Annotated in this window: 19 protein-coding genes; 9 read left to right on the top strand and 10 right to left on the bottom strand. The window is 73.1% G+C overall.

From position 1 onward, the window contains the following. Window positions 1-207 precede the first annotated feature (207 nt). Window positions 208-723: a hypothetical protein gene (locus tag Q1A09_RS03040; RefSeq protein ID WP_299951921.1), complete on the top strand. Its 516-nt coding sequence runs from the start codon at window positions 208-210 to the stop codon at window positions 721-723. Window positions 724-1125: 402 nt separating this feature from the next. On the opposite strand, the gene Q1A09_RS03035 is transcribed toward Q1A09_RS03040, so the two are convergent. Next, window positions 1126-1281 (bottom strand): Zn-dependent oxidoreductase, encoded by a 156-nt coding sequence (locus tag Q1A09_RS03035; protein WP_299951919.1) that lies wholly within the window; start codon window positions 1279-1281, stop codon window positions 1126-1128. A 296-nt stretch (window positions 1282-1577) separates the two neighbouring features. Here Q1A09_RS03035 and Q1A09_RS03030 point away from each other — a divergent pair, with 296 nt between their 5' ends. Together Q1A09_RS03030 and Q1A09_RS03025 are read left to right on the top strand one after the other, a co-directional pair. Beyond that, on the top strand, window positions 1578-2285 hold the full coding sequence (locus Q1A09_RS03030) for a helix-turn-helix domain-containing protein (protein WP_299951917.1): 708 nt from the start codon (window positions 1578-1580) through the stop codon (window positions 2283-2285). Next, on the top strand, window positions 2282-3046 hold the full coding sequence (locus Q1A09_RS03025; protein ID WP_299951916.1) for a hypothetical protein: 765 nt from the start codon (window positions 2282-2284) through the stop codon (window positions 3044-3046). Before Q1A09_RS03030 ends, Q1A09_RS03025 begins: the two co-directional genes overlap by 4 nt. An 86-nt stretch (window positions 3047-3132) precedes the next feature. On the opposite strand, the gene Q1A09_RS03020 is transcribed toward Q1A09_RS03025, so the two are convergent. The 3 genes from Q1A09_RS03020 to Q1A09_RS03010 form a co-directional block, all read right to left on the bottom strand. Beyond that, window positions 3133-5688, bottom strand: a complete 2556-nt coding sequence (locus tag Q1A09_RS03020; RefSeq protein ID WP_299951914.1) for an FtsX-like permease family protein — start codon at window positions 5686-5688, stop codon at window positions 3133-3135. Between the two features lie 245 nt (window positions 5689-5933). Next, complete coding sequence (locus Q1A09_RS03015) at window positions 5934-6089, bottom strand: Zn-dependent oxidoreductase (RefSeq protein ID WP_299951912.1); 156 nt, start codon at window positions 6087-6089, stop codon at window positions 5934-5936. Window positions 6090-6227: 138 nt separating this feature from the next. Continuing rightward, entirely contained in the window at window positions 6228-7133 is a 906-nt protein-coding gene (locus Q1A09_RS03010; protein ID WP_299951910.1) for a LysR family transcriptional regulator, read from the bottom strand. Window positions 7134-7241: 108 nt separating this feature from the next. Between Q1A09_RS03010 and Q1A09_RS03005 the strand changes: the two genes are divergently transcribed. From Q1A09_RS03005 to Q1A09_RS02995, 3 genes are all read left to right on the top strand, one after another. Beyond that, window positions 7242-8057 carry an inositol monophosphatase family protein gene (locus tag Q1A09_RS03005; RefSeq protein WP_299951908.1) on the top strand — a complete coding sequence of 272 codons (816 nt, stop codon included), beginning with the start codon at window positions 7242-7244 and terminating at the stop codon, window positions 8055-8057. A 35-nt stretch (window positions 8058-8092) separates the two neighbouring features. Beyond that, window positions 8093-8707: an NAD(P)-dependent oxidoreductase gene (locus Q1A09_RS03000; protein WP_299951906.1), complete on the top strand. Its 615-nt coding sequence runs from the start codon at window positions 8093-8095 to the stop codon at window positions 8705-8707. A 256-nt stretch (window positions 8708-8963) separates the two neighbouring features. Further along, window positions 8964-11096: a SpoIIE family protein phosphatase gene (locus Q1A09_RS02995; protein WP_299951904.1), complete on the top strand. Its 2133-nt coding sequence runs from the start codon at window positions 8964-8966 to the stop codon at window positions 11094-11096. Window positions 11097-11139: 43 nt separating this feature from the next. Here the strand turns inward: Q1A09_RS02995 and Q1A09_RS02990 are convergent, their stop codons facing one another. From Q1A09_RS02990 to Q1A09_RS02975, 4 genes are all read right to left on the bottom strand, one after another. Continuing rightward, entirely contained in the window at window positions 11140-11589 is a 450-nt protein-coding gene (locus Q1A09_RS02990; RefSeq protein ID WP_299951903.1) for an ATP-binding protein, read from the bottom strand. A 467-nt stretch (window positions 11590-12056) separates the two neighbouring features. Continuing rightward, window positions 12057-12824 (bottom strand): GAF and ANTAR domain-containing protein, encoded by a 768-nt coding sequence (locus tag Q1A09_RS02985; protein WP_299951901.1) that lies wholly within the window; start codon window positions 12822-12824, stop codon window positions 12057-12059. Between the two features lie 186 nt (window positions 12825-13010). Beyond that, the gene (locus Q1A09_RS02980) at window positions 13011-13571 is read right to left on the bottom strand and encodes a class I SAM-dependent methyltransferase (protein ID WP_299951898.1); all 561 of its coding nucleotides are present in this window, start codon (window positions 13569-13571) and stop codon (window positions 13011-13013) included. 76 nt (window positions 13572-13647) lie between these two features. Beyond that, the gene (locus Q1A09_RS02975; RefSeq protein WP_299951896.1) at window positions 13648-14550 is read right to left on the bottom strand and encodes an SDR family NAD(P)-dependent oxidoreductase; all 903 of its coding nucleotides are present in this window, start codon (window positions 14548-14550) and stop codon (window positions 13648-13650) included. A gap of 105 nt (window positions 14551-14655) precedes the next feature. On the opposite strand from Q1A09_RS02975, the gene Q1A09_RS02970 reads away from it, so the two are divergent. After that, window positions 14656-15321, top strand: a complete 666-nt coding sequence (locus tag Q1A09_RS02970; RefSeq protein WP_299951894.1) for a TetR/AcrR family transcriptional regulator — start codon at window positions 14656-14658, stop codon at window positions 15319-15321. A gap of 50 nt (window positions 15322-15371) precedes the next feature. On the opposite strand, the gene Q1A09_RS02965 is transcribed toward Q1A09_RS02970, so the two are convergent. Then, complete coding sequence (locus tag Q1A09_RS02965) at window positions 15372-16220, bottom strand: helix-turn-helix transcriptional regulator (protein WP_299951892.1); 849 nt, start codon at window positions 16218-16220, stop codon at window positions 15372-15374. 100 nt (window positions 16221-16320) lie between these two features. Between Q1A09_RS02965 and Q1A09_RS02960 the strand changes: the two genes are divergently transcribed. Continuing rightward, window positions 16321-17085, top strand: coding sequence for an SDR family oxidoreductase (locus Q1A09_RS02960; RefSeq protein ID WP_299951890.1), 765 nt, complete (start codon window positions 16321-16323; stop codon window positions 17083-17085). Between the two features lie 64 nt (window positions 17086-17149). On the opposite strand, the gene Q1A09_RS02955 is transcribed toward Q1A09_RS02960, so the two are convergent. After that, window positions 17150-17794, bottom strand: coding sequence for a TetR/AcrR family transcriptional regulator (locus Q1A09_RS02955; RefSeq protein WP_299951888.1), 645 nt, complete (start codon window positions 17792-17794; stop codon window positions 17150-17152). A gap of 98 nt (window positions 17795-17892) precedes the next feature. Between Q1A09_RS02955 and Q1A09_RS02950 the strand changes: the two genes are divergently transcribed. Continuing rightward, the gene (locus Q1A09_RS02950; RefSeq protein WP_299951886.1) at window positions 17893-18612 is read left to right on the top strand and encodes an SDR family oxidoreductase; all 720 of its coding nucleotides are present in this window, start codon (window positions 17893-17895) and stop codon (window positions 18610-18612) included. The last annotated feature ends 104 nt before the right edge of the window (window positions 18613-18716 follow it).

The raw sequence follows: 18716 nt of genomic DNA, 5'->3' as shown, positions 1-18716 counted from the left end.
CCACCATCCACCTCGGCACGTTCTTCGAGGGTGCGGAGCTCGGTTGGCACCCGGCTGCAGCCCTGCGCATCATCGGATGAACGACACACTGCCCATGGTGGACAGCTACGACATGACCTGCGAACGCTCCGGCAAGCACTGGGCGCCCACCATCCCTGGCATCGACGGGGCCATCACCCAGCCGCCAACCTCGAGCAGGTGCCGTTCATGGCTGCCAGTGCCATCCAGAGCCTCAGCGGCCGCCGCGTCGCACAGCTGCGCCTCGCGGGGACGGACGTGGCCGATGCGTTCCGCGATCAACCCCCGGTCACGGGCGGGGCCGAGCTCAACACTGCGCTGCGCGTCGGCTTCACCAACCCGGACGCCGTCGACCTGGGTGAGGCCATCGCAACGCACGGGCTCTGGCACTGGGTGGCAGACGACGACGGACTCACCTGCACCCGGCGCCGATGGGGCCGCGGCCCTACGGTCGATGACATGGAGAAGTGGGAGCACATGGCCGTCCATGCCGTTTTCGATGCGGACACCGGCGCGACCAGCGCGATGGACGGGAGTGGCATCCCGGAGCTGTTAGACCATGACGGATCCCCGAGCAACGCCCTCACCTGGCTCAACCGCTACGGCGACAAGGGCTGGCAGCTCGTAAGCGTCGAAACCAGCGTCGATCTGAAGTCGGGCGCCGAGACGCGCATGTTCTGGCTTAAGCGTGCCGCCCAGAGCTAGAACAGCGCTCGGCCGACGCTCACTGACCCACGGATTGCAGATTCGACTTTGGTCCGGAACTTAGAGTTGGTGGCGGTTTCACCGTATGGAACCCTCCTTGCGCTCAACTGACAGCTCGAGAGCGCGGCGGCGGTCATGATTTCACCCGACGTCGCCGGGATGTTCGGACATGGTCCTTCTCATCAGCGCGGCGCTTCAAGTCCGTCTATCGCCTCAGCGCAGGAGGCGCTGAATAACGCGAGACCGATATGCACGCTGGGCTCAGCCGGGTGAGCGCCTCGCGAGTCGACCCCTGACCTTGCCAGGGGCGGGACGGCCAGCCTCGACGAGCCGTCGCCGACCTGGGGTCGCCTCAACGGGGTGTTGAGCCGGTCAGCGGGGGGGGGGGGGGGGGCACTCAGGTCAGTTGGACGACAGCCGGTGGTGTGTATCCGCGAAAATGACCCCGGCGGAGCTGATGTCGAAGAGCTGCTCGCCGTCCCCGGGTACCGGGTCGGGCAGGTCGACGACGTCGAGGACCTCAGGGCCGCCGAAGCGGGTGATCTGCACTGATCGCATGCGATCGACCCTAGGGCGCGTCCTCCGAGTCGTTCAGGTCCGGTGTCTGCTCCTGGACCGTGGGGCACCGCTGTCGAGCTGTCCCGTGGATGGTGGTCGAGCCGTGGTGTGGCGACAGCTCGCGGTGAGGCGGTGGGTGGGAGCCTGGCGTCGCTTTCCGCTCGTCGGGACGCGACTTCGGGTGCCTCCCCTGATCGAGTGAGGGGTGATCGGTGCAGAGTCCAGCAGACGTAGGAACCATCTCGCTGCCGATATAGTTCTGGTGATAATCAGGTTCCCGCCGGGAGGAGGCAGTCATGGAGCAGGCCGTGGCCGACGTGGCTGCCCAACTGGGCGTCCACGAGTCCCGCATCCGGATGATGCTGCGGTCGGGCCGCCTGTCCGGTCGCAAGGTCGGGCCCGTCTGGCTCGTCGACAGCGCGGAGGTGCAGCGCGCCGTCCGGGAGAAGGCGCCGTCGGGCCGCCCGCTGAACCCGGCTCAGGCATGGGGTGTGCTCGACCTCCTGGACGGCGGTCACGCGTCATGGCTCGACGTTGCCGGGCGCAGCCGTGCCCGTGGGCACGCCCGGGGTCTCGCCGGAGCGGATGCCAGCCGGTGGCGAGCCGCTCTACGTCGTCGTCACCAGCGAGTTCCTTGCCGCGTGCATGCCGCGGCCCTGAGCCGGCTGCTCGACGCACCTGGTGTCATCCCGGCCGGCGCCGACCGGGCCGCTGCAGCGGGGGCGGATCTGCTCGTGATCAGCTCTGTGCCCGAGGCCTACGTCAGTGCAGTGGAGTGGCCCGATCTGGCTCGTCGACTGGCCATCCGACAGGACGTCGCGGAGCCGAACCTCATCGTGCGCGTTCCGGCCGATGTCTGGCCCTTCGCTGCCGACGAGCCGCAGCCGAGCCTGGTGATGCTCGCTGCTGACCTCCTCGACTCATCCGAGCCGCGCGCGATCAGCGCCGGTGTCGGAGCGCTCAATGCCGCAGCTGCTCGGATCCCGCCGAGCAGGCGCCGATGACCGTCACCGGTGAGCCTCCGCGTGCTCAGGTGCACCTGCCCGCGCTGGCGGCGCCGGTGGACCGGTTGTGGCATGTGCTGCTCGACCTCGCCGGAGCGCTGCCCAGAGCCTGGACGTTGATCGGCGGCCAGATGGTGCTCCTCCACGCCGTCGAGCACGGTCAGGTGCCCCCGCAGATCAGCCAGGACGGCGACGTGGTCGCTGACGTCCGAGCCGCGAGTGGCGCGCTCACGAGCGTGGTGACCGCGCTGACGGGTGCGGGGTTCGCCGTCCAGCCGAACGCGGACGGCATCGCCCACCGGTTCGTCCGGGCCGACTCGCCGCAGGACGTCGTGGTCGACGTCCTGGCGCCGGAGGGCCTGGGGCCGAAGACCCGGCTGATCACCGTCCGGCCGGGCCGCACCATCGAGACCCCAGGTGGCACGCAGGCACTCCACCGGACGGAACTGGTCGACGTCCACCACGAAGGACGGACCGTCGCCGTGCCCCGCCCTTCCCTGCTCGGGGCCATCGTCGTGAAGGCGGCCGCCTGCGGGCTCGGCGGTGACATCAGCCGGCACCTGCGTGACCTCGCTCTGCTGTCGGCGCTCGTCCCGGACCCGTTCTCGATGAACGAGGAACTGACGGGCAAGGACCGCCAGCGGCTGCACAAGGCCCGCGTACTCCGCGACCCCGCCCATCCGGCCTGGACGTTGGTGCCGCCCGGCATGCGAAGTGACGGTCAGGCGACGTACGAGGTGCTCACCGCCACCTCGGAGTGAGTCGGTTGCCTGTCGGGGCATCGAGCCTCTGAGGTGGTCCTGTCCAGCTGACGAGGTAGCCCTCGGGTGCGCTCGCGGAGCTCTGCTCATCGGCGGAGCACCTCTGCCGGGTCGGCGCGACGTGCTCGCCACGCCACTCCGCAGGAAGCCGCCACCCCCACCGTCGCCAGGACGACGGCACCTGCACCCAGGGTCGGGACCGGCAGGTCGAACACGGTCGGGGGCTGGAACCCCGGGTTGACGTCCGTCGTCCGGGTGGCGACGAGCAGGGCCACGCAGCCCGCGCCGGCGCCTGCTGCCCAAGCCCACGCCACCATCCCGCCGAGTTCGAACACGAGTGACTGCACGAACGCCCGCTGGCTGAGCCCCATCCGCCGGGCCATCACGTAGGACGTCTCCTGCCGCTCCTGACGCGCCGACAGGAACAGCAGCAAGCCGGCCACGCTCAGCACGGCCACCAGCGCGGCGACCAGCCGGAGGAAGTCCAGGCTCCAGCCCACCGCCCGGAGATTGGTCGCGTCGAGGAACTGCTGCGGTTCCGCCACCTCGTCGGTCAGGACGTCGGCGTCGGACAGCTGCTGGAGGACGGCGCTGGTGTGCGCCTGGTCGGTCCACAACTCGTTCTGCCACCCGCCGAGCCGGTCGAGCTCCTGGACCGCCTGCAGGTCCACGACCAGCATCGGCCGGTGCGCGTGCCTGAGCCCGGGGAAGGTGCTGAACCGGTGCACCACGTCGACGCTCAGGTCGGTGGACCGGAGCGCGACCTCTGCCGGCGGCGGGCGGTCGCCGGCGGCGACGAGCAGGGCGGGCACCGGGCCATCGGGCGCGGGGGTGGCCAGGTCGCGGAGGGCCTCGGGCACCTCGCCGGAGTCGGAGGCCACACCGGTGAAGGCGTAGCGGGCGAAGGTAGCCGGGTCGCCGGCGAGCACCTGCAGCGTCTCGTCGTCCCACCCCCTGCCCGTGGCGCGGCCGTTCGCCACCGAGACCGGTGTCGCGCCGTCCACCCCCGGGGTCTGGCCCAGCTGCACCCGCAGCGTCAGGGTGACGGGCGCGCCGGTGTACGTCTGCGCCTTCTGTTCGATGGTGGTCTCGGTGGAGGCCACGAAGCCGGCGCTGTAGACCGCCAGGGCGAGCGGCAGCGCCAGGCCGCACAGTGCCGCGAGCAGAGGGCCCCGGCTGGCCAGTGCCCGGTGCAGGGCGAGGAACGGCGGGACGGTCCAGCGGCCGGCGACCTCCCGGCAGGCAGTCAGGGCCACGGCCAGCAGGGCCGCCGCCGTCCACACCAGCGCCAGCGACCCGACGACCGGCCCCAGCAACAGGGCAGGCTCGACGCGGTACGCCCCCTCGGTCACCAGCTGCGCATCCCCGGCCCGGGCGGTCAGCCAGCCGGCGACCAGCAGCGGCACGACGGCACCGAGCACGCCTGCGACGATCGACGTCCTGGGCCGTTGCCGGGTGGCGGGGCGGTCGGACAGCAGCACCGTGGCGACCAGCAAGACGGCGAGCAGGCACGCGATCCAGGCCGCGGCGGCCACCAGCAACCCTCGCGCCCAGGCGCCGGCGTCCAGCATCTCGCTCGGCCCGACCAGCGGGACGAGGACCAGAGCCAGCGCCCAACCGGTCGAGCAGCCGAGGGCGGCCGGCGCGGCCAGCTCCCCGATCGCCTTCACCGCGAGCCAGACCGGGCCGACGCCGCGGGAGCGCAGCAGCTGCAGCTCGATGTGCCGTCGCTGCGCCCAGAAGGAGACGGCCCCGCCGACGAGCGTCAACCCGAGCAGCGCGCCGGCCAGCGCGATCCAGGACATCGAGCCGGTGACCGCGGCCTTGATCTCCTCGGTCTGAGCCAGGTCGAAGTCCAGCTGCGTCCTGATGCCGTGACCGGCCAGCACCGATCCTGCCGCCTCCTGGGCGAGCGACCCGTCGGGGAACAGCGACCGGCCGATGGCGGCGACCTCGTGCGCCTCCGCGAGGGTGAGCTCCTCGATGGCGATCGGGGAGGTCCACTCCGCCTCGATGTCGGTTCCCCGGGAGGCGACGGTGGCCGCGTCGGCGAGAACGAACGGCGGTGGCCGGCTGGAAACCGAGCTGACGATCAGGTTCCGCCAATGGCACCAGTACTCGGGCAGGACGGTGCGGTAGCTGGCGGTGTCGAGGTCCTGGTAGACCCCGGCCACCCGGACCTCCCCGGTGGCCAGCGGCAGCGTGTCGCCCGGAGCGAGGCCGAACCGTTGCGCCGCCCGGTCGCTGAGGTAGACCCCGGGCCCTGCCACCCGGTCCACGACCGTCACCTGGGACAGGGCACCGGGGGAGTGGAAGAGCCCGACCGAGTCAGGCTCCGACCCGCTGGTCCGTCCGGTGTCGACCACGGTGTAGGTCGTCAGCAGCGGGTCGGGGAGTCCGCCCTCGGCGAAGGCGCGGCGGACCGCCGGGTCGGCGGCGGCCACCTGCTCTGCCGGCTGGTCGGCGGCCGGTGTCGGCAGGTAGACGTTCAACGCCGGGTTGATGAGGGAGATCTGGTCGTCCTGTGCGCACCGTTCCGAGGTGGCCTGGTGGAGTGCGCCGGTCCCGACCGAGGCGACGAACAGCGGTGCGGCCGCCGTCACCAGCGCCAGCACGCACGCCGCAGCGGCGATGCCGGCCACGGCCGCCGGCTGGCGGAGCCCCAGTAGGGGCGCGCGGAGCCATGGCGCCGTGCGGATCACCGATCGGGCAGCTGGCGGCAACGACGTGTCCTCTCCCGGGAACCCGGTGAGCATCCAATCGCATGCGGCGGGCTCCTGGATGACGACAGGTGAGCCGGTCCACAGCTGCGAGTGGCCTTCGCTCCCGGACAGACCGGCGCAGGTCGAGCCCGGCGCCTCTCGAATGCCGGTGCCGGGCTGTCATGTCAGTTGCCCGACCCCCGGTGGTGGGTGTCGGCGTGGTCGACCCCGCTGGAGCTGGTGTCGAACAGCTGCTCGCCGTCCCCGGGGACCGGGTCGGGCAGGTCGACGACGTCGAGGACCTCGGGCCCGCCGAAGCGGGTGATCTGCACTGATCGCATGACACGCAGGCTAGGGCCAGGCGATCGGTGCCCTCACTGCTAGCGTTTCGCCAGCGGGTCCTGCGCCCGGCGGATGAGGCAACGCGCGGCGGGGGAGCTGCCGCACGGGCGCGCCCCCCCCCGGTCAGCTGCAGCACATCAGGAGCCGACGAGCTCGCTCAGCGCGCGGCGCACGTGGGCGCGCAGCCATGCGTGGGCCGGGTCGGCCTCGTACCGCTGGTGCCACGAGCACGTCACCGGCACCGCCGGCATCGCCAGCGGCAGTGGCCGGAGCTGCAGCCCGAGGGTCTCGGCCGTCGTCCGGCAGGTGCGACCCGGCGCGGTGACCAGCAGGTCGCCGGCCGCCGCGACCTGCAGCGCGGTCGCGGTGGTGGGTGCGGCCGCGACGACCTGACGGGTCAGCCCGCGGGCGGCCAGGGCGTCGTCCACCGGGTCCTGCAGCCGGCCGCGGCGGGAGACGGTGAGGTGCCGCGCGGCGGCGTACGCGGCGAGGTCAGGCCCGGCCGCCAGCGCCGGGTGGCCGGGCCGGCCGATCACGACCAACCGGTCGGTGCCGACGGTCTCGGCGCGGAACTCCGGCGAGGGCGGGGAGCCGGCCCCGATCGCCAGGTCGACGCGACCCTGCCGCGCATCGTCGGCGGCGTCGTTGGCGGTCTCGGCCAGCAGGCGCAGCCGGACACCCGGGGCCTCGGCGGCCACGGCCGCGAGCAGGCCGGGTGCCAGGGCGGTGGCGAGGGCGTCGTGGACCCGCAGGCTGAACGTTCGCTCCAGGGTCGCGGGGTCGACGTCCCGCGGTGGGGTGAGCACGGCGTTGGCCCGGGCGAGGAGCGACTGCACCTCCTCCCGGACGGCGACGGCGTAGGGCGTCGGGGTCATCGTCCGGCCGGTGCGCACCAGGATCGGGTCACCGGTGGCCCGCCGGATCCGGCCGAGCGTGCGGCTCATCGCCGGCACCGACAGGTGCAGCCGGTCGGCGGCGGCGGTGACGCTGCCCTGCTCCAGCAGCGCGTCGAGCGCGGTGAGCAGGTTGAGATCCAGTTGCACGAGACGCAAGTCTAGGTTCAAGAAGATGCACTGTACACAACGCATCGCTGAGGTGAGGCTCGTTCCAGCGACCGGACGTCCGGTCGCACCGGACCCGAGGAGCCCACCATGACCACGTCCACCACCACCGACGCTGACCTGCTGGCCGCGGTGGTCGCGGCGACGCACGCCGCCGGCGCCCAGCTGGTCGAGCGCTTCGGCGCCCGCCCGCGGCTGGAGACCCCCGCGCAGGTGCGGGCGGCCATCGACGCCAACGACGAGGCGTCCCTGGCCGTCCTCCGCCCGCTGCTGGCCGCCGCCCGGCCCGGGGCCCGCGAGGCCGAGGACGAGGAGGCCGGCGGCGCGCTGCCGGCCGGCGAGTGGTGGGTGATCGACCCGGTCGAGGGCAACATCAACCACCTGCACGGCACCGACGAGTGGGCGGTCACCGTCACCCTGGTCCGGGACGACGTGCCGGTGCTGACCGTCGTGCACCTGCCGCTCGCCGGCCCGTCGGGTACCACCTACACGGCGCTGGCCGGTGCGGGCGCGTTCCGCGACGGCCAGCGGCTGCACGTCTCGACCAAGCCCGCGCTGGCGACCGCACTGGTGGGCACCGGGCAGGCCAAGCCGGGGGAGGACGCCGCGACCTTCCGGCGGATCGGCGCATCGATGACCGCGATGCTGCCCGCGGCCCTGGTGGTGCGCGCCTGGGTGCCGGCGACCCTGCCGCTGGTGCAGGTCGCCGCCGGTGAACTGGACGCCTTCTGGCAGTACAGCGACGTCCGGGCCGGGTTGCTGGGCGGCGCGCTGCTGGTCACCGAGGCCGGCGGAACGGTCACCGACACCGCCGGCCGGCCCTGGACCACCAGCAGCACCGACTTCCTCGCCGCCGCCCCCGGGCTGCACACCGCCGCGGTCGACGTCCTGTCGACCGTCGCCTGACCCCGGACCCGCTACGCATTCCAAGGAGATCTGCCATGCGCATCGCCGTGCTCGGCTCGACCGGCGGCACCGGCCGCCAGCTGCTCACCCAGGCCCTCGACCGCGGGCACACCGTGGTCGCGCTCGTCCGGGACCCGTCCCGGCTGGCGAGCCCCCCGTCCTCGTCCCTGGAGGTGGTGACCGGTGACGTGCACGACCCGTCCCGCGTCGCCCGCGCGCTCAGCGACGTGGACGTCGTCGTCTCCGGCCTGGGCGCGGTGCGGAAGGGGCGGCCGGGCACGCTGACCGCCGGCGCGACCGCGCTGGTCGGCGGCCCGCGGGTCGTGTGGCTGACCGCCCTCGGATCCGGCTCGTCGGCCGCCGCGGCGGGGCCGCTGACCCGGCTGCTGCTCCCGGTGGTGCTCGGCCGCGCCGAGCTCGCCGACAAGGCCCGGGCCGAGGAGCTGCTGCTGCCCACCGGGGCCGCCGTGTTCGCCGCCGGCCCGCTGACCGACGGCGTGCTCAGCGGGGATCGCCGCACCGTTGCCCTGGCAGCGGCGCCCAGGCGGCTGTTCCCGGCGTCGGTCTCCCGGGCCACCGTCGCCGCGGCCATGCTCGACGAGGCCGAGCAGCCCCTCTTCACCGGGCAGGTCGCGGTCCCGCTCGGCTGACTGTCCATCCCGCCGGCGTCCGCGGCCTGGGGCCTGCCGACGTCGCGCGAGCCCCGTGGGCGGTCAGCTCCCGGCGTCGAAGGCGTTCAGCCGCTGGAGGAACCACGCCCGGCCGCCCGGGCCCGCCCGGTCAGGGTCGCCTGTTGCTCGGCCGGGATGCGGGTTCGGCTTGGCAGAATGGGTCGCCACCGGGCCGGCAGCCGCGACCGGTCGACGACCGGGGGACGGGGCAGCTGTGGTGGGCGAGGGGCAGTGGTTGGACGCATGCGAGACCGGCGCGGTGCCGGACCGGTCGCCCGCGGTACCCGACGCGCAGGGCGAGCTGCTCGACCTCGACCTCGCCCGCGCCGCCGCCGGCATCGGCACCTTCGACTGGGACCTGGTCACCGGCCGGCTGGTGTGGGACGACCGGCTGCTGGAGCTCTTCGACCTGACCCCGGCGACCTTCGACCAGACGATCGAGGGCTTCAACGCCCGCGTCCACCCCGACGACCTGGCGCACGTCAGCGCGCTGCTCGACTCCGCGATCGCCACCTGTGGCGACTACGACGCCGAGTACCGGGTGCTGCGCACCGACGGGTCCTCCCGCTGGGTCGCCGCCCGCGGGCGGGCGCTGTGCGACCAGGCCGGCGTCGCCGTCCGGCTGCTGGGCGCGGCCTGGGACGTGACCGACCGGCGCGAGGCACAGGACCGGATCGCCGGCGCGCTGGAGGGCATGGCCGTCGGCTACCTGGTCATGGACGCGGACTGGCGGATCACGTACGTCAACGCGCAGGCGGAGCAGGCCTTGGAATCCCCGCGCACCGAGCTGGTCGGCGGGGTGATCTGGGACCTCTTCCCCGGCACGGTGGGCACCGACTTCGAGGCCGGGTACCGGCAGGCCCGCGACACCGGCCAGCCCGTCACCTTCGACGCCTGGTACCCGGAGCCGCTCAACGCCTGGTACGAGGTGCGGGCCACGCCCGAGGGTGGCGGGGTGGCCATCTACTTCATCGACGTCACCCAGCGGTACCGGGTCCAGCAGCGCAACGACCTGCTGGCGCAGGTCACCGGTGAGCTCACCGGCACCCTGGACGCCGAGGAGGCCGTCGCGCGGCTGGCCGACCTGGTGGTGCCCGCGCTGGCCGACTGGTGCATCGTCACGCTGGTCGGCGACGAGCGGCACGGCAACATCCGCCGCGACCTGCGCGACGTCGGCTTCGCGCACGCCGATCCGCAGCTGCAGGCGGCGGTGGCCGAGTACGCCCAGGTGCGCATCCCCGCCCTGCTGGACGGCTCGTTCGTGGAACGGGCGATGACCTCTGGTCGGCCGGTCGTCCTGCAGCGGGACGCCGCGGCGCGGATCAGTGCGGTCTTCACGCCCGGGCGGGCGCAGGAGCTGATCGGCGAGCTCGCACCGGATGCCTTCGCCGTCCTGCCGCTGCGCGGGCGCGGGCGCACCGCCGGCCTGCTCACCCTGTTCCGCGGCCCCGGCCACGGCGGGATCTCGGCCGAGGACGTCGCCACCGCCGCCGAGATCGCCGCCCGCGCCGGCCTGGCGCTGGACAACGCCCGCCTCTACCGGGAGCAGCGGGGTCTCGCCGAAGGGCTGCAGCGCTCGCTGCTCACCCCTCCGCCGGAGCCCGACCACGCGCAGGTGGTGGTCCGTTACGTGCCGGCTGCCGAGGCCGCCCAGGTCGGCGGTGACTGGTACGACGCCTTCCTGCAGCCCGAGGGGGCGACGGTGCTGGTCATCGGTGACGTGGTCGGGCACGACACGCAGGCCGCGGCCGCCATGGGCCAGATCCGGACCATCGTGCGCACCCTGGGCGCCCAGGCCACCCACGGCCCGGCGGAGATCCTGCGTCGGGCGGACACCGTGATGGAGACGCTCATGGTGGGCACCGTCGCCACCGTCGCCGTCGCCCGGCTGGAGCAGACGCCCGAGGAGGAGCTGCGCGGGGTCACCCGGGTGCGCTGGACGAACGCCGGGCACCCCCCGCCGTTCGCCATCCACCCCGACGGCAGCGTGCACCCGCTGCTCGGCGGTCAGCCGGACCTGCTGCTGGGCGTGCGCCCCGACACGTCCCGCCAGGAGCACGAGGTGACGCTGGACCGGGACAGCGTCGTCGTCCTCTACACCGACGGGCTGGTCGAGCGCCGGGGCCAGGACCTCGACGCCGGTCTGCAGCGACTGCAGGAGACCCTGGAGGAGCTGGCCGGGCGCGACCTGGACGAGCTGTGCGACGAGCTGCTCACCCGCCTGCTGCCCGGCAACGCCGACGACGACGTCGCCCTGATCGCGGTGCGCCTGCACCCGCAGCACGAGCCACGGCCGGTGGAGGCCGGACCGAACGTGGTCCCGCCGAACGTGCCCGACGCGCCTGACGTCATCCCGGGGGCGGGCTGACCGTCCCGGGTGGGGGGGACCGCGCCGGCCGCCCGGGGCGCGGTCAGCCGGCGGGGACCAGGGCAGCCCAGACGTGCTTGCGGGCGCCGTCGGCCGTCCAGCCGAAGGCCGCGGACAGCCGGGCGACGAGGTGCAGACCCAGTCCGCCGAGGGCTGGGTCGCGGTCGACCGCGGGCACCGGTGGTCGGTCGGGGAGCGCGTCGCTGACGTCGACCATCCAGCCACCGTCACAACTGTCCACCCGCACCTGGATCGGTGCGCCGCTGTGCCGCAGACCGTTCGAGGTGAGCTCCTCGAAGGCGAGGAGCAGCCGCTCCACGTCGTCCTCGTCCGCCCCGGAGGGCAGCGGTACGGCCGCGAGGCTGCGACTCAGTTCCCGGCGGGCACCGGTCAGCTCGGCCGGTCGGGCGATCGTCCAGTTCCAGGTGACGTGCGCTGCGGTGGCAGTCGGGAGGACGCGGTGCGCCCACGCAGCTGCGCGGTCGGTGCTCATGTGCTCCTGCAGTGGTCGAACGGCTGGTCTCGCCGCTGTACGGTCCCGGGTGGTGCTCTGCTGAGCGGCTCGGCCGAGCACCCGCCGGGTGCGCAGGACCCCGTCCCCGCCGGTCGTCGGGACCGGCAGAGCCACCGGGGCGTGGCGCACGACATGCAGCGTGCCAGCGGTCGAGCAAGCCGGCACGTCGACGTGACCGGGCACCCGTCGGCGGTGCCACCGGGACTGAGGCGCCGGCGCCTCGCGGCAGCCGCGTGGGTGACGTGCTCGACGCGGGAGGCGGTGCCGGACACCGCCGGTCGGGCAGACGCGGGCCAGGCGCTCGGGCAGCAGCTCGTCACCGGGCAGGTCGTCGGCGCAGTCAGCGGACATGGGCGACCCCGCTCGCCGTTGGTCCGACGAGCGGGGTCTTGACGCCGTCCGGGCCCGGGCCCGGACGGCGCCCGCACAGGGGCCGCGAGGCCGGGTCAGGCCGGGCGTCGGCGGCGGGGGAGGTCGGGCAGCGCCAGCTGGCCGGTGTCGACGAGCTCGGTGGCGATGTGGCGGAGCTTGCGGTTGCTGGCCTGGCTGACGGCGCTGAGCAGCGCGAAGGCGTCCTCGCGGGTGAGCTTGAACCGTTCGATGAGGATGCCCATGGCCGCACCGATGTCCCGGCTGGCGTCCAGGGCCCGTTCCTTGGCGGTGGCCTGCTCGGCCATCGACCCGCCCCACACGGCGAGCGCGGCGAAGGTGGACAGCACCGAGAGCACCGGCAGGGCCTGCTCCAGGTCGAAGGCGTCCCGGTGTCGGGAGTACAGGTTGATCCCGCCGATGAGCTGCTGGCCGGCCGACTGCTCCTCGGGATCGAGGAAGACCCGGTGGGACAGCATCGACTGCACACCGAGCTCGGCGGCGCGCCGGCCGAAGACCGGCCACTCCGGTGAGGATCCGAGGTTGCCGGTGGCGAAGGTCCGTTCGGTGAGGACGACGTCGACGCAGGGGCCGCTGTGCAGCTCGTACTGGACCTGGTCCACGCGTTTCACCAGCGGGTCGGTGGCCCCCAGGCTGGTCAGCTCGCCACGGCGATCGACCTTGGTGAGGCCTGCCCAGTCCGCGCCGTGGACGAGGTCGACCGCGGTCCTGGCCATCGCCGACGCGGCGTCCTCCGCGCGGTCGAAGCCCCGGAGCCGGCTGGCCACATTGGCGTGCAGCGCCACCAGGTGGACGGGGGACATCTGCTGCGGCGCATCGGACAAGTACTGGACCCCACTCCTGGAGGAGGGACGGCCACCGCTGAGGGTGGCGATCCCGCGACAGGCCGTGGTTGGACCGGCCAACCAAGGTACGCCTCCTGGCACCCGCCCGACCGTGCGCTCGCGTGGGCACGGCCGGAGGGAGGCGGTGACCTGCCGGCCCTGGGGAGGAGCAGGGGCAGCGACCGGCTACGTGGCTCCCTGCGCGGACCGAGCCTGGTCGACCCCCCTGGGGCGGCGCGCGTAGTACACGAGAGCGGGAGGGAGGTTCCGCCACACGGTGCGGCTCAGGAGCACCTCCTCGAACCGGGCCTCCAGTTGCCGGCGGAACCGGCGGGCGGCGGGCGTCCAGAGGCCGTGGAGGTAGGCGAACGTGGTGAACACGCCATCGGATGCCAGGCCGCTGATCACCGCGTCGAGCAGCAGCTCCTGCTGCCGTGGCCGGAATGCGGCCCAGGGCAGACCGCTGACGACGACGTCGGCGTGCGTGATGCCCCGGTCGGTGAGCACGGTCCTGAGGTCGGCAGCGTCGGCCTGGACGACCTCGACCGCCGGGTGCCGGGCGGACAGCGGCACGGCCAGCCGTGCGTTGACCTCGATCGCCAGCTGCCGGCCGCGTCCGGCGAGTCGCCGCTCGATGGCTCCGGTCATCGCCCCGGTGCCGGGGCCCAGCTCGACGACGACGACATCTGCGCCCACCGGCACCGGTGCCGTCGCGGCGCGCGACAGCGCTCGACCACTGGCCGCCACGGCGCCGATCGTGGTGGGCGTCCGGATGAACTCGCCGAGGAGCGACAGGTCAGGACACCGGGTCGAGGCGAGCCGCTCAGACAGGGGAGGTCACGCCCGTCAGGTCCTCGGAGACGGCCCACAGCCGTCGCTGGACCGCGAGGTCGTACGACTCCGGGCTGGACGTGACGAGGCGTGGGTGTCCACGGACCTCGCCGCGGCCGCCGGGACCGTAGTACTGCCCGCCCAGGACGGCGGGGTCGGTCGCGGCCCGCAGCGTCGGCAGGGCACCCATCGAGGCGGGCTGGGTGACGAACGGAGCCAGCCGTTCCGCCGGTGCCCGGACCATCGTGGGGGTGTTGCGCACGAGTTCGGTGTTCGACACCCCCGGGTGTGCGGCCGCCGCGAGGGTGGTCGTGCCGTGTTCGGCGAGCCGGCGCTGCAGCTCGTAGGTGAACATGAGGTTCGCGAGCTTGGACTGCCCGTAGGCGCCGGCCCGGGAGTACGAGCGTTCCCACTGCAGGTCGTCGAAGTGGATCGCTGCGCGGATGCGGTGCCCGGTGCTGCTGACCGTGACCACGCGGGATCCGGGCACGGGAAGCAGCCGGTCCAGCAGCAGCCCCGTGAACGCGAAGTGGCCCAGGTGGTTGGTGCCGAACTGCCGTTCGAAACCGTCCTCGGTCAGCTGTCTCGGGGTGTACATCACCCCGGCGTTGTTGATGAGCAGGTCGATCCGGGGATGGGCGTCGCGCAACTGCGCCGCAGCCGCGCGTACCGATGCCAGGGACGTCAGGTCGAGCCGTTGCACGGTGACGGCGCCGGCGATCCGGGCAGCTGCCTGCTCGCCCTTGTCGACGTCCCGCACCGCCAGCACCACCGAGGCGCCGCGCTCGGCGAGGACTCTGGCGGTCTCGAACCCCAGCCCGGTGTTGGCGCCGGTGACGACGGCCACCCGGCCGCGCTGGTCGGGGACGTCGGATTCAGTCCAGGTCGTGTTCATGTCGTCCTCCAGAAGAGACCGGTGGTCTGTTGGTGTGCAGGACGCTAAGAGACCGCCGGTCCACTCTCAAGAGACCACCGGTCTGCACGGTGTTAGGGTCGCACCGTGACCTTCCATCGGGCCCGCAGCGAGGAGCAGCGCGAGATCAGGCGCCGGGCCATCCTCGACACGGCGGCCGCCATGCTCGACGAGATGCCGGTGGCCGACGTCAGCCTCAACGAGCTCAGCCGCCGCGTGGGCCTGGCGAAGTCGAACGTGCTGCGCTACTTCGACTCCCGCGAGGGCGTGCTCCTCGAGCTGATGAACTCCGTGGTGCAGGACTGGCTCGCAGAGTTGGCCGTCGACCTCGCGAGCGGCGTCGATGCGGGGCTGCCGCTGGAGGTGCGGGCCGAACAGCTGTCCGCGGTGCTCGCCCGGTCGCTGGCGGGGAACCGGGTGCTGTGCGACCTGGTGGGTGCGCAGGGTGGCGTCCTGGAGCGCAACGTGACCGTCGAGGTCGTCATGCGCCACAAGCGCGTCGCCCTGGCCCGGCTCACCGCCACCGCAGACCTCCTGCGCCGCCACCTGCCCGAGCTCGGTGCCGCCGGCGAGACGTTCTGCTTCCAGGTGATGGTCCTGGCCGGCGCCCTGGCCCCCTACAGCTCGCCACCGCCCGGTGTGCGCGCCGCCTACGAGGCCGAACCGGCGCTCGCCGTCCTGCACCTCGAACTGCAGGAATCCCTGCAGCTGGCCATCACGACCATGCTCCTGGGGGCCGTACCGCGCGGCTGACGGGGCCGCAGGGCCGCCGAACCGGGTCGGCGACGACCCGGTCGGTACATCTAGTGCTCCGGGGCGAAGGCCTGCGTGCCGAGGACGGTGAGGAGCGCGAGCCGGCTGGCGGCGTCGGTGCCCGGGGGAGCGGTGAGCACCAGCAGCACCTGGGACTCGTCCTCGGTGAACAGCGCCTGGCAGTCGACCTCGATGGGACCGATCTCGGGGTGCAGGAGCACCTTGTGGTCCTCGAACCGCCGGCCCACCTCGTGAGCGGCCCACAGCTGCGCGAACTCCGGGCTGGTCCGGGAGAGCACCTGGACCAGCTCACCGGCTCGTGACCGAGGCCCCATCGACCCGTAGGCGGCGCGCAGCGAGGCCACCTGGGCGCGGCTCTGCCGGTCGTGGTCGTCGGCCGGGTAGTGCGCCCGCTCCTGCTCGGGGTGGGTGAACCAGCGGTAGATGCCGCTGCGCTCCAGGCCGGTCAGGTGGGTGACGTCCCCGAACAGGGCCCGGGCCGGGTCGTTCTGCACCAGCGTCTCGCCCAGCGCGGACAGGATGAGCGCCGGGGTGTCGGTCAGCCGGTCGAGGACACGCAGCAGCCCGGGAGCGATGTGGTCACCGCCGCCGACGCGGTCGGGGGCGTCGTGCCCGGCGACCCGGTAGAGGTAGGCGGACTCGTCCGCGGTCAGCCGCAGCGCCCGGGCGAGCGAGGCGAGCATCTGCGTGCTCGGCTGCGGCCCGCGCCGCTGCTCCAGCCGCGTGTAGTAGTCGGTGGACATCGCGGCGAGCTGGGCGACCTCCTCCCGCCGCAACCCCGCGGTGCGGCGACGCGCGCCCGGGCTGAGACCGACGTCCGCGGGCTGGAGGCCGCTGCGGCGCCGGACGAGGAAGTCGGCCAGGTCGTCCCGGTTCACCGGCCCAGTGTCACCGCTGCCGCCTGCCGCAGCCAGGGACCAGCGGTCCCCCGATCACCGCGCTCTGCCACGGGCTCCGGAGCCGGCCGACGCTGAGGCCATGGACATCTCAGGGAACACCGTCTTCATCCCCGGCGCGACGAGCGGCATCGGCCTGGCGCTGGCGCTGCGTCTGCACGAGGAGGGCAACACCGTCGTCATCGGCGGGCGGCGCACCGCGCTGCTGGAGCAGATCACCGCCGAGCACCCCGGTCTGCACGCCGTCCAGATCGACACCACCGACCCGGCCAGCATCCAGCACGCGGCTGCCCAGGTCGTCGCCGAGCACCCGGACCTCGACGTCCTGGTCACGATGGCCGGGATCATGCGGGTCGAGGACTGGACGACGCCGGGCGGCTTCCTCTCCTCGGCCGAGGAGACGGTCACGACCAACCTGCTCGGCCCGATCCGGCTGATCGCCGCGTTCATCGAGCACCTGCGCTCCCGGCCCGCCGCGACGATCATGACGGTCTCCTCCGGGCTGGCGTTCGCCCCGCTGCGGGTCACGCCCAGCTACAACGCCAGCAAGGCCGCGATCCACATGCTCAGCGAGTCCCTCCGGCTCCAGCTGTCGGGCACCGGGGTGGCGGTGGTCGAGCTGGAGCCGCCGTCGGTGCGCACCGCGCTGCTGCCGGGACAGGAGGAGAGCGAGTTCGCCATGCCGCTGGCCGACTTCGTCGACGAGGTCACCGAGCTGATCCGGACCCAGCCGGACGCCCGGGAGATCCAGGTGGAGAACGTGAAGTTCCTCCGGTACGGCGAGGCGCGCGGCGACTACGACCACGTCGTCGCCACCATCAACCACCTCGACCCGCACGGCCACTGACGTCTCACCACCGCGGCCCACCTGGGTCTCGTGGGTGCGGGGCCGCGACAGGGTGCGGCCGTGCTCACCGCGTCGTCATGCCGAGCGCGGCGAGCACGACGTCGTCCACCACGGAGACGAAGAAGTCCCGCTGCACCGGCTCGCGGCTGGTGCTCAGGCGATGCGTGCTCATCGCCGGGATGACCTCGGCCAGGAGGTCGGTGCTCGCGGCGAAGTGGGCGGTGGTCTCCCCGTCGTCGATCGAGCGGTGCAGCAAGCGCCGGTAGACCTCGACGTAGGGCTCGGTGACCTCCGAGCGGATCACGTCGGCCAGCCGCTCCGAGACCTGGGTGGCCGATGCGAGCCCCGCGAAGATCGACAGCCGGCGCTGCGGGCCGCCGAGCCACGGGGAGTCGACCACGGCGAGCAGGTTCGCTCGGAGAGAGCCGAGATCGGGCAACCGATCGGCCTCCGGCGGTCGTCCGGCGGCACGGATGGCGGCGATGACGAGGTCTTCCTTCGTCGCCCATCTCCGGTAGAGCGTGGTCTTGGCCTTCCCGGTGCGGGCCGCGACCTCGTCCAGGGTGACCCGCTCGTAGCCGCGCTCGACGAGCAGGTCGAGCGTGTTCGCCAGGATCAGTGCATCGCTCGAGTGGTCGTAGGGACGGCCGGTCCGCTGACCGTTCGTGACGGTCCGGCGGGCTGGCGACGCTGGGGCCGGGGTCTCCACCCACCAGACGGTAGGTCATGCTCCGATGACTTACGCTACTTTGCGGTAGCGCAAGTCATCGGAGCGCCGCAGTCGTGCGGCGACGGAGGAGAAGACCAGTGGACGTCAAGAACAAGGTCGTCATGATCACGGGCGCGTCATCCGGCATCGGAGCCGCGACGGCGCGGGCCGCGTCTCGGGCCGGCGCGCGGTTGGTCCTGGCCGCTCGGCGCGAGGAGCGCATCGCGGACCTCGCGGACGAGCTGGGCCGGTCGGTCGCCGTCCGCTGCGACGTCACCGATCAGGCAGAGGTCGGCTCGCTGGTGGACGCCGCCCTCGGCGCCTTCGGCCGGATCGACGTCCTGGTGAACAACGCCGGGCAGGGGCTGCAGGCCGGCATCGAGCAGATCTCGCTGGACGACTTCCGTGCAGTGCTCGAGCTCAACCTGGTGGCACCGCTCGCGGTGATGCAGGCGGTGTTGCCCGCGATGCGCCGGCAGAGGGCGGGGAGCATCGTCAACGTCAGCTCCGGTACGACGTTCGCGGACGTCCCCGGGACCGGTGGGTACGTGGCGTCCAAGATCGCTCTCGAGCGTCTCTCCGCGATCGCCCGCAACGAGCTCGACGGTACGGGCATCGTCGTCTCGACCATCATCCCGTTCGCCACCAGCACCGAGTTCCTCAGCTCGATCAGGGCAGGCCGCGCTGACGCCGAGGCGATGACGGCCGGCGCGGCCTTCGACTCACCCGAGCAGGTCGCCGAGGCGATCCTCCGACTGATCGAGAGTGGCGAACCCCGGGCAGACCTGGTGCCGGCGGCCTATGGCGGCACCCGCTGATCCACCGGGCCGCCGACCTACCGGCGACGGCCCGACGCTGACGTCGGCTGGGCGACACGTGGCCGGACCGATGACTCCTGCGCGCCGTGCTGGTCTGTACGCCA

It is taken from the genome of uncultured Modestobacter sp., assembly GCF_947486615.1.
Classification (GTDB): Bacteria; Actinomycetota; Actinomycetes; order Mycobacteriales; family Geodermatophilaceae; genus Modestobacter.
This window is presented reverse-complemented; position numbering and strand designations above follow the sequence as displayed.